10 protein-coding genes and 1 rRNA gene are annotated in these 9,821 nt (G+C 69.3%); 1 reads left to right on the forward strand and 10 read right to left on the reverse strand.

All coding sequences use genetic code 11. The features are described from left to right. The first annotated feature begins 289 nt into the window (after nucleotides 1-289). Nucleotides 290-1,552, forward strand: a complete 1,263-nt coding sequence (locus tag AB0B50_RS40735) for a DUF5667 domain-containing protein (RefSeq protein WP_362341819.1) — start codon at nucleotides 290-292, stop codon at nucleotides 1,550-1,552. Between the two features lie 124 nt (nucleotides 1,553-1,676). Here the strand turns inward: AB0B50_RS40735 and AB0B50_RS40740 are convergent, their stop codons facing one another. From AB0B50_RS40740 to rrf, 10 genes are all read right to left on the reverse strand, one after another. Beyond that, nucleotides 1,677-2,738 (reverse strand): lysophospholipid acyltransferase family protein, encoded by a 1,062-nt coding sequence (locus tag AB0B50_RS40740; RefSeq protein WP_362341822.1) that lies wholly within the window; start codon nucleotides 2,736-2,738, stop codon nucleotides 1,677-1,679. Between the two features lie 14 nt (nucleotides 2,739-2,752). Next, nucleotides 2,753-3,814: an NAD-dependent epimerase/dehydratase family protein gene (locus tag AB0B50_RS40745; RefSeq protein WP_362341825.1), complete on the reverse strand. Its 1,062-nt coding sequence runs from the start codon at nucleotides 3,812-3,814 to the stop codon at nucleotides 2,753-2,755. A gap of 312 nt (nucleotides 3,815-4,126) precedes the next feature. Then, nucleotides 4,127-4,225: an AURKAIP1/COX24 domain-containing protein gene (locus tag AB0B50_RS40750; RefSeq protein WP_003948845.1), complete on the reverse strand. Its 99-nt coding sequence runs from the start codon at nucleotides 4,223-4,225 to the stop codon at nucleotides 4,127-4,129. Between the two features lie 146 nt (nucleotides 4,226-4,371). Next, complete coding sequence (locus tag AB0B50_RS40755; protein WP_266863634.1) at nucleotides 4,372-4,581, reverse strand: helix-turn-helix domain-containing protein; 210 nt, start codon at nucleotides 4,579-4,581, stop codon at nucleotides 4,372-4,374. Between the two features lie 132 nt (nucleotides 4,582-4,713). Beyond that, a complete protein-coding gene (locus AB0B50_RS40760) occupies nucleotides 4,714-5,529 on the reverse strand; it encodes a phosphatase (RefSeq protein WP_362341828.1) in 816 nt (271 codons plus the stop codon). Nucleotides 5,530-5,661: 132 nt separating this feature from the next. Then, nucleotides 5,662-6,837 carry an acetoin utilization protein AcuC gene (locus tag AB0B50_RS40765; RefSeq protein WP_362341831.1) on the reverse strand — a complete coding sequence of 392 codons (1,176 nt, stop codon included), beginning with the start codon at nucleotides 6,835-6,837 and terminating at the stop codon, nucleotides 5,662-5,664. Next, complete coding sequence (locus AB0B50_RS40770; RefSeq protein WP_362341833.1) at nucleotides 6,788-8,008, reverse strand: MFS transporter; 1,221 nt, start codon at nucleotides 8,006-8,008, stop codon at nucleotides 6,788-6,790. Before AB0B50_RS40770 ends, AB0B50_RS40765 begins: the two co-directional genes overlap by 50 nt. 98 nt (nucleotides 8,009-8,106) lie before the next feature. Beyond that, nucleotides 8,107-8,856, reverse strand: coding sequence for a VC0807 family protein (locus tag AB0B50_RS40775; RefSeq protein WP_362341836.1), 750 nt, complete (start codon nucleotides 8,854-8,856; stop codon nucleotides 8,107-8,109). A gap of 151 nt (nucleotides 8,857-9,007) precedes the next feature. Beyond that, entirely contained in the window at nucleotides 9,008-9,652 is a 645-nt protein-coding gene (locus AB0B50_RS40780; RefSeq protein ID WP_362341838.1) for an HAD family hydrolase, read from the reverse strand. An 84-nt stretch (nucleotides 9,653-9,736) separates the two neighbouring features. After that, a 5S ribosomal RNA gene (gene rrf, locus AB0B50_RS40785) occupies nucleotides 9,737-9,821 on the reverse strand; the annotation flags it as partial.

Here is a 9,821-nt window from a genome sequence, read left to right on the forward strand (position 1 = left end):
CTCGCGCTGGCGCTCCGTAGCGCCCAACTCACCGACCGTGGCGGCCAGATGGCCGCCACGGCACTTCCTCAATTCTTCGCGGTCCGATCATCTTTCGTCCGTAACCCAAGTGCCGCGACGCTCGTTGTGCGGGATGCAGGCTCCCTGTGGTCGCTACCTGATGCTCCCCGGGCTCTTAATGAGCAGGGGAGACCCCACTCGCTCACCCGATCGTGTGGAAATGGTCAGGACATGCAACCCTCAGGACCCCCTGGGGAGTCGACCGTCATGACGAGAGGAGGTGCCGCCAGTGATCGCGAACGTATCGGCCCACCGGCGGGCGAACGCCTTCGCCCAGGCCCTGGAGGAGCATTCCGACCAGGACCCGGCGGCCGAGCAGTCCGAGGACTCCGCGTCCACACCCGCATCCGCGGCCGCATCCGTGGAGTCCCCCGAAACCACCGCGGCCCGTGCCGAACCGACCGAGCAGAGCCGCATGCTGGCCCTGACGGAAGGTCTGGACGCGCTGCCCAAGCCCGCCCTCGACCCCGAGGTGAAGGTCGTCCAACGCGCCCAGCTGGTGGCCGCGATGGAAGCCATGCTCCTGGAGGGCGGCACCCCCTCGGTACCCGAACAGCGCTCCCGCAAGGGCGCCCACCGAGCGGCCTCCTTGCGGAAGTTGCGGCCGCGGTCCCGCCTGTCCAAGGGCATCGCGGCGGGTGGCCTCACGGTCGGCGTGGCCGCGGGCGCGTTCAGCGGAGTCGCCGCCGCCAGCTCCGACGCCCTGCCGGGCGATTCGTTGTACGGCCTCAAGCGCGGCATGGAAGACCTCAAGCTGGGCATGGCCGACGACGACGCCGACCGCGGCAGGATCTACCTCGACCAGGCGTCGACGCGGCTGAACGAGGCCCGCAGGCTCATGGAACGCGGCCGCGCGGGCGACCTCGACCACGAGTCCGTCGGCGAGGTCAGGCGAGCCCTCTCCGGCATGCGGCACGACGCCACCGAAGGCCACCGCCTGCTCCACGAGGCCTACCAGCGCGACGGCTCCCTCGGCCCCATCCAGGCGCTGTCCTCCTTCTCCCAGTCGCACCGGGACAGTTGGAGCGACCTCCAGGGCCGCCTCCCGGTCCAGCTGGGCGATGTGAGCCAGCAGGTGGCCTCCGTCTTCGACGCCATAGACCAAGAGGTCGACCCGCTGCGCTCGCTGCTGCCGCGTACCCCCGAGAAGAGCGGCAGCACCACCGGCCGGACCTCCCAGAGCCCCCGGGGCTCCGAAGGCACCGACCGGCACTCCTCCCGCCCCTCGGGCAGCGGAGCGACGCACGGCGGAGGTACCGGCAGCGAAAGCAAACCCAAGCCGTCCACCTCGGACAGCCAGGGCGAAGGCCTCCTCGGCGGCGCCACGGGCGGCCTCCTCGACCCACCGGACGAGAAGACGACCCCGCCCTCCTCGGACGGCAAGAGCAAGCCAGGCACGGGAGACAGCTCGGCCAAGCCGGACGTCACCCTGCCCCCGCTCCTGCCCGGCCTGCTCCCGGAGCTGGGCATCGACGGCGAGGACGCGAAGTAGCCGTCGGCAGTACGCGGTTGGGGGCGCCCTCCGAACATGGAGGGCGCCCCCAACCGCGTACACCCCTGCGCCCCGAAGGGACGCCGGGAACTGCGCGACAAGTCACGAAGCGCCCGCGGAGCGCTCAGAAGAACACAGACCGCCGCTGCACCAACAGCTTGTACAGCGAGTGCTGGATCTGCTCCCGCACCTGATCCGTCAGGTTGAACATCAGCATCGGATCATCCGCCGCCTCCGGCGGATAACCGTCCGTCGGAATCGGCTCCCCGAACTGAATCGTCCACTTCGTCGGCAACGGCACCGCACCCAACGGCCCCAGCCACGGGAACGTGGGCGTGATCGGGAAGTACGGGAACCCGAGCACCCGCGCCAGCGTCTTCGCGTTGCCGATCATGGGGTAGATCTCCTCCGCCCCCACGATCGAGCACGGCACGATCGGCGACCCCGTCCGCAGCGCCGTCGACACGAAGCCGCCGCGGCCGAACCGCTGCAGCTTGTAGCGCTCGCTGAACGGCTTGCCGATGCCCTTGAAGCCCTCCGGCATCACCCCGACCAGCTCGCCCCGCTCGAGCAGCCGCTCCGCGTCCTCCGCACAGGCCAGGGTGTGCCCGGCCTTGCGGGCCAGTTCGTTGACCACCGGCAGCATGAAGACGAGATCGGCGGCGAGCAGCCGCAGATGCCGGCCCTGCGGATGGTTGTCGTGCACCGCGACCTGCATCATCAGGCCGTCCAGCGGCAGCGTCCCGGAGTGATTGGCGACGATCAGCGCCCCGCCGTCGGCGGGGATGTTCTCGATGCCCTTCACCTCCACCCGGAAGTACTTCTCGTAGAAGGGGCGGAGCAGCGACATCAGGACCTGGTCGGTGAGCTCCTCGTCGTAACCGAAGTCGTCGACCTCGTAGTCACCGGTCAGCCGTCGCCGCAGGAAGGAGAGGCCGCCCGCGATGCGCCGGTCCCAGCCGCCGGCGCCCCTCGTCTCGGCGGCCGCCCGCTCCGGTTCGGTGCGCTCCACGCGCCGCTCCCCGTCCTGCCGCTCCTCCTTCTGCCCGTCCTGCTGTCCGGGCAGCGCCTTGACCCCGGCCACGGGGTCGCCCTTGCGCCGGGGCGCCGACCTGCGGCGCGACGTGCGCTGCGCGCCCCCGCGCGACCGGTCGTCGTCGAACGGAATGACCTTGGCGTCCGCCATCGTTGACGCTCTCCTCAGTTGACGCTCTGGATGCCACCCGCGAAGGGCAGCGCGGCGATCCGGTCGACTGCCCCCGCGAGGGCACTTGGCGGCAGCAGTCCAGGACCCCGGCTGCGTACGAAGTCCGCGAACGTCTCCGCGGTCGTGTACTTCGGCCTGAACCCCAGTGTCTCGCGCATCTGCCGGGTGGCCACGACCCTGCCGTGCGTGAGCAGCCTGATCTGCTCCGGCGAGAAGTCCGTCGCGCCGAGCGTGCGCAGGGCCGAGCCGAACCAGGTGACGGCCGGCAGGAGCACCGGCACGGTGGGGCGGCCGAGCCGCCGCGAGCACTGCGAGAGCAGCAACTGCCCGTCGCCCGCGATGTTGAACGTGCCGCTGTTGAGCGTCCCGCGCTCCGGATCGTGCGAGGCGAGCCGCAGCACCTCGACCGCGTCGTCCTCGTGGACGAACTGCAGGCGCGGGTCGTAGCCGAACACGGTCGGCAGGACCGGCAGCGAGAAGTACTCGGCGAGCGGGGAGTCCGCGGCGGGCCCCAGGATGTTCGCGAAGCGCAGCACGCACACCGCGACGTCCGGGCGCCGCCGCGCGAAACCGCGCACATAGCCCTCGACCTCGACGGTGTCCTTGGCGAAGCCACCGCTGGGCAGCGACTTGGGCGGCGTGGTCTCGGTGAAGACCGCGGGGTCCTTGGGCGCGGAGCCGTACACGCTGGTGCTCGACTTCACCACGAGCCGCTTCACCGTCGGCGACTTCTGGCAGGCGCCGAGCAGCTGCATCGTGCCGATGACGTTGGTCTCCTTGACCGAGCCCCGGCCGCCCCTGCCGCCGCGGCCGCCCAGCGCGGTGGCCGTGACGTCCATGTGCACGACCGTGTCCACGGCGTACTCGGCGAGGACCTTGGCGATCGCGGGCTGCCTGATGTCGGCCTGGACGAAGTCGGCGCCCCCCAGATGGTGCTCGGGAGGGACCGCGTCGACGGCGACCACCCGGTCGACGTCGGGATCTCGCTGGACGCGGCGGACGAACCGTCCACCCAGCTGTCGGGCCACCCCGGTCACGAGCACGACCTTGCCCAAGATCAGCGCCTGCCTTTCCCCAACCCTCGCCGCTCACGGACGACTGTGTCCCGGCCCACGCTAGCGGGTGGATGTTGCGCTGTGATGACCGTGCGATGCGGGAAGTGACGACGGACACAGGTGTACGTACGGACCAAGCGGCCGGTCGTCAAATACCGCACCGCCCCACAAGCACCGCGGGGCACGGCCCCACAAGCACCGCGAAGCATCGCGCGGCACGCCCCACAAGTACCACGCAGCAAGGCCCCAAACATGCCGAAGCCCTCCCACCGGCGGTGGGAGGGCTTCGGAACGCGCTGTTGCAGCGGCCGCTTACTTCTTGTTGCGACGCTGAACGCGGGTGCGCTTCAGCAGCTTGCGGTGCTTCTTCTTGGCCATCCGCTTACGCCGCTTCTTGATAACAGAGCCCACGACTACCCTCGCTCACTTCTCTTCACTCGGTGCGGGGCAGCAGACTGGGCCCACACGACCTACGTCGGCCTAGCCTACCCGCCCCCGCGTGAGGGACGTAATCGAGGGGGCATGGCCCCTGCGCGAAGGGCCCTGAGGCCCGTCGCTCAACCTGCCTCGACCCCCACATAGGACTCGCGGAGGTACTCGTGAACCGCCTGCTCCGGGACCCGGAAGGACCTCCCGACCCGGATGGCGGGCAGATGACCACTGTGCACCAGCCGGTACACGGTCATCTTGGACACTCGCATCACTGCGGCGACTTCCGCCACGGTCAGAAATGCGACCTCGTTCAGCGGCCTTTGGTCTGCAGCCATGACACCCCACCTGAACCTTCCGCACATGACGGGCACCGGCTTCCCCTTCCGGTGACTCTTCGTCCCTGCGCGCTCACTCCCCAGACTAGGGGCGGATGATGCGAGTGGGGAAGAGGAGTAGCCATCGGCCGCCTACTGTGACAGACACGCTCGATTGAGTACATAGCGAGTAAGCGGTCGGTAGTAATCAGACCGCACAGCGTCATCAAGCGGAACGACGACGGACACCTGCCCCTCGGCCTCTCCGACGAACAGGGCAGGATCGTCCGTATCCGCCAGACCGATCGCCTCAAACCCCAGCTGACCTGCTCCGCAGACCCATCCGTGGTCGCCGACGACCAGCTCGGGAAGCGGTCCGCCGGCCTCCGCCGCGGCATCCAGGGCGGCCCGAACCGGGAGTGGTGAGTGGGTGTGTGCGCCGGTCTCACTCCCGGTGAGACGCACGCCGGGTTCGCGCACCAGCGCGACTCCTTGTACGTAGTCAAGGTTGTACGTGCGTAGGCCGAACCGGGTCGTTATGTCGACACTGTTGCCCTGCGCGGGGGTGAGGACGGTGCAGCCCGCCGCCGACAATGCGTCCGCCAACGCGGCGTAGAACCCGAGAAGTCGGTGCGGATGACCGGTCCCGAAGAGCACCGGGAGACGCCTTCGCGCGGCCTCGCCGAGCCTCTCGGCAAAGGCGTCGAGAGCCGTCAACGTCCGCTCAGGATCGATGACATCGGCCCCAGAAGTATGCATCGGGTCGGCGGACACCCCGCACTTGTCGGCCATCAGCCGCAGCAGATCGCCGGGCCCCCAGCTCCACTCGGGGTCCAGCCCGAGAAGTATCCGAGGGTCGCGGGCCGCAAAGAGGCGATAGCTCCGCAGGCTCTCTTCCCGCGACGTGGCCACAGGCCCGGCCAACCGAGCCGCCAACAAATGCGCACGCAACGCGCCGGTGCTCAACACGCCCCCGATGCTGGCGCATCACATCCCCGCAGACCCCCAAAACCCCGGAAAACCCCCACAGTTGGCGTAACGCGGGCACAATGAATCCAGCCCCTCCGGCGTTCGAGGAGCGGGGTCAGGGAAGGAAACCCCCTACGCCAACAACCCCCGCAACGGAAACGCGGCCCGCCGAGCCGCAAGCACCGCCTGATCGAGCCGATCAGCCGGGTCGTACCCCGACCCCCAGTCCTTCCACTCCACGGGCCACCGCCCATCCGTCATCCGCCCCGGCGCCAACTGCCGCGTCCGAGCGAAGACTTCCTGCCGCCACGCCTCAGGAACCTCCGCGAAGGGATCGACCGGCCGCCCCGCCGCGATACCCACCAGATGCGTCCACGACCGCGGCACCACATCCACCACGGCGTACCCCCCACCCCCCAGAGCGACCCACCGCCCCTCGGCATACTCATGGGCCAGCTCATGGCAGGCGACCTGCACGGCGCGCTGCGCATCAAGCGAAACGGCAAGGTGCGCAAGCGGATCCTCGAAGTGCGTATCGGCCCCGTGCTGCGTCACGAGAACCTCCGGCCGAAACTCGGCCAGCAACTCCGGCACCACGGCATGAAAGGCCCGCACCCACCCCGCGTCCCCGGTCCCGGCCGGCAGCGCGACATTCACCGCGGACCCCTCGGCCGCCCCGCCCGCCCCCGTCTCCTCGGGCCACCCGGTCTGCGGGAACAGCGTCCGCGGATGCTCGTGCAGCGAAATCGTCAGAACCCGCGGGTCCTCCCAGAACGCGGCCTGCACACCATCCCCGTGGTGCACATCGACGTCCACGTAAGCGACCCGCTCGGCGCCCAGCTCAAGAAGGCGCGCGACGGCCAGCGCCGCGTCGTTGTAGATACAGAACCCCGAGGCACCCCCGGGCATCGCATGGTGCAGCCCACCGGCGAAGTTCACGGCATGCAGCGCGTCCCCGCGCCACACCGCCTCGGCCGCGCCCACGGACTGCCCGGCGATCAAAGCCGACACCTCGTGCATGCCTGCGAAGGCCGGGTCGTCTTCCGTCCCCAGCCCGTACTCCCCGCGCGCGGACGCCGGATCCACGGAAGCGGCCTTGACCGCCCGCACATAGTCCTCGCGATGCACGAGCCGCAGCGTCGAATCACCGGCACGCTTGGCCGCGACCACATCCAGCTCCTGGTCGAGCCCGAAGGCGTCGACAAGACTTCGGGTCAGCCCGAGTCTGACCGGGTCCATGGGGTGACCCGGGCCGAAGTCATAGCCCGATACTGCCTCGTCCCACATCAGCTGTGCGCGGCCGCTCATGCCCGTCACCGTATCGGTCCGCTTCCGGGGCGAAGGAGCGGGCATACAACAAGGTCACGAGCACCAACACCATGGGAACGAGCATGGCCCCGCGGTAGTTCCACGCGTCCCCGATCGCGCCCACCAACGGCGAACCGATCAGAAACCCCACGTAGTTGAAGACATTCAGTCGCGCGACGGCCGCATCCGAAGCCCCGGGGAACAGTCTCCCCGCCGCCGCGAACGTCTGCGGAACGATCACGCACAACCCCAGCCCGAGCACCGTGAACCCGGCGATCCCGACCCACGCACCGGGCGCCACCGCCACCACCGCGAACCCCAGCGCGGCCACCACCGACCCGGCCCGCACCACCGCCACGGCCCCGAACCGCCGCACACCCAGGTCCCCGAGCCCCCGCCCCACCAGCGTCATGACCATGTAGACGTTGTACGGAACGGTCGAGACCTCCTCCGAACTCCCCAGCACGTCCTGCAGATACTTGGCACTCCAATTGGAGACGGTCGAGTCCCCGATGTACGCGAAGCTCATCACCAGGCACAGCGGAAGCAGCAACTTGAAGACGACGCCCCCGCTGCTCCCCTCGCCACCGAGGCCGGGGCCTTCCCCCTCCCCCGCCGCATCGACGTACCAACGACTCCCGACCAGCGCCACAGGCAACAGCACGACCACGGCCGGCAGATAGGACGCGAACAGCGCGAGATCCCAGTGCGCCCCGGCCCAGGCCAGCGACGCCCCCACGATCCCGCCCAGGCTGTACGCCGCGTGGAAGCCGAGCATGATGCTGCGCCCGTACGCCCTCTGAAGGCTGACCCCGAGCATGTTCATCGACGCGTCGAGCGCACCCACCGAGAGCCCGAACACCCCCAGTGCCACGGCCACGTGCCACAGCGCGTCTCCCGCGCCCACCCCCAGCAGCGACAACAGGACGGCGGGCTGCGACCACCGCAGCACCGCACTCGGTGGCACCCTCTTGACCAGCTGCTCGGTGCCCACGCTCCCGACCCCGGCCAGAATCGGCACCGCGGCGAGGAAGACGGGCAACAGCCCGTCGGATATCCCGTAGCGATCCTGGATCGCCGGAATCCGCGTCACGAGCAGGGCGAAGGTCACACCCTGCACCAGGAAGGCGAACGCCAGCGAGGCCCTGCCGCGCCGCAGCTCTTCGGTCATGGCTGCAGAGCGTAGGGCCCCTGGCTACCCGTGGGTAGATAGATCACTCAACCAATTCCGGCGCGGCTCGACACCTCCGGCGCGGCTCGACACCGCGCTCAGCGGCCCTCGACGGCCTGCCCGACCATCTGCTCCATCGGCCCGACGGCCAGGGCGCCGCTGACCATGACGGTCAGCGTGATCGTCACCGCCGCGATCGCACCACCCAGCCACACCATGGTGTCGACGGGCAGGGTGTAAGCCCCCACCACCCGCAGCAGCGCCTCCCCGAGGAGCGCACCGCCCCAGGCCACGGAGAAGGTCCGCTCCATACGGGCGAACCGCCCCCGCTCAGCCATCAACCGGTCCCAGGCCGCGACCCGCTCCGCGTTCCCCTTGGTCACCCAGGGCTTGAGCGCGGCGGTCATCAGCGGCCGCCCGGCCATCACCGACACCAGGACGACGATGCCCACGGTCGCGGTGATCCCGCTGTCCTTGGCGAGCATGAGCCGCGGATCACCGGCCACCAGGCTCATCAGCAGCCCGACGACGTTGGCCGTCAGGATCAGCGCCGCGAGCCCGTTGACCCGCCGCTCCTTGACCAGCCCCCACGCGGTACGCCCGGCCGGCACCACGCTGCTCCAGGCCAGCGCCCCCAGGGTCCCCATCCCGAACCCCTTGCTGAGCAGGTAGTACAAGGCCGTGGGCACCAGGGCGTCCAGCACGAGCGGCTTCAGGGACTCGATACGGGCCTTGCGTACGTCGTCCAGGGCGCCGGAGTCAGTAACGACGGCGGCGGAACCTTCTCGGACCTCTCCACGCCCCTCGGCACGGACCGCGGTGGGGGCCTCTGCGGCGAGCTGACTCATGATCGGGTTCCTCCGTCGTGGCTGCGAGCGTCGCGTTCCTTCGTGACGCCCTCAGCTTCGCCGCAGACCCCCGTCCGCCGACAGAAACGATCGTCCGGACCTGGCAATGACAAATGTCAGCCCCACCGCACGGCCCCTGTCACGGCTCACGTCATACGAGCAGGCCAGGCAACTCCCGCATGTCCTCGAAGAGTTCAGTGGCACCGGCGAGACGCTCGGCAGGCGTCATGGCGGTGAACCCGAGCACATCCATCCCCGCGGCGACCGCGGCCTGCACACCCAGCGGACTGTCCTCCACGACGACGCACTTCTCCGGCGCCACTCCCATGCGCTCGGCGGCGTACAGAAAAAGATCGGGCGCCGGCTTCCCCCGCCCCACGTCCTGCGCGCTGAAGATCCGTTCCTCGCCGAACCACTTGTCGAGCCCGGCCTTCCGATGCCCGACCCGAATCCGCTCATGGCTCCCGGAGGAGGCCAGGCAGTAGGCCACCCCGTCCCCGGCCAGCTTTTCCAGCACTTCCACGGCCCCGTCCACGGGCTCCAGCTCACGCTCGAAGGCCGCGAACACCCGCCCGTGAAAAACATCGTCGAAGTCCGCGGGAAGCCGCTGCCCGGTCCGCTCGAGAACGAGATCGTGTACGCGGTGGACGGCGGCCCCCATGTAGTCGCGCAGGGAGTCCTCGTAGGAGGTGGGGTGCCCGAGCTCGGTCAGATAGCCGGCGAGGATCGTGTTGGAGATCGGCTCACTGTCCACGAGGACGCCGTCATTGTCGAAGATGACCAGGTCGTATCGCATATCTCGACCCTAAGCCTTGATCGAACGACCCATAACGCAAGAAAGCCCCGGACCGTTCCCGGTCCGGGGCTTTCTTCAAAATTAGTTCGGCGGCGTCCTACTCTCCCACAGGGTCCCCCCTGCAGTACCATCGGCGCTGTGAGGCTTAGCTTCCGGGTTCGGAATGTAA

This window comes from Streptomyces sp. NPDC041068 (assembly GCF_040647455.1).
Taxonomy (GTDB): Bacteria; Actinomycetota; Actinomycetes; order Streptomycetales; family Streptomycetaceae; genus Streptomyces.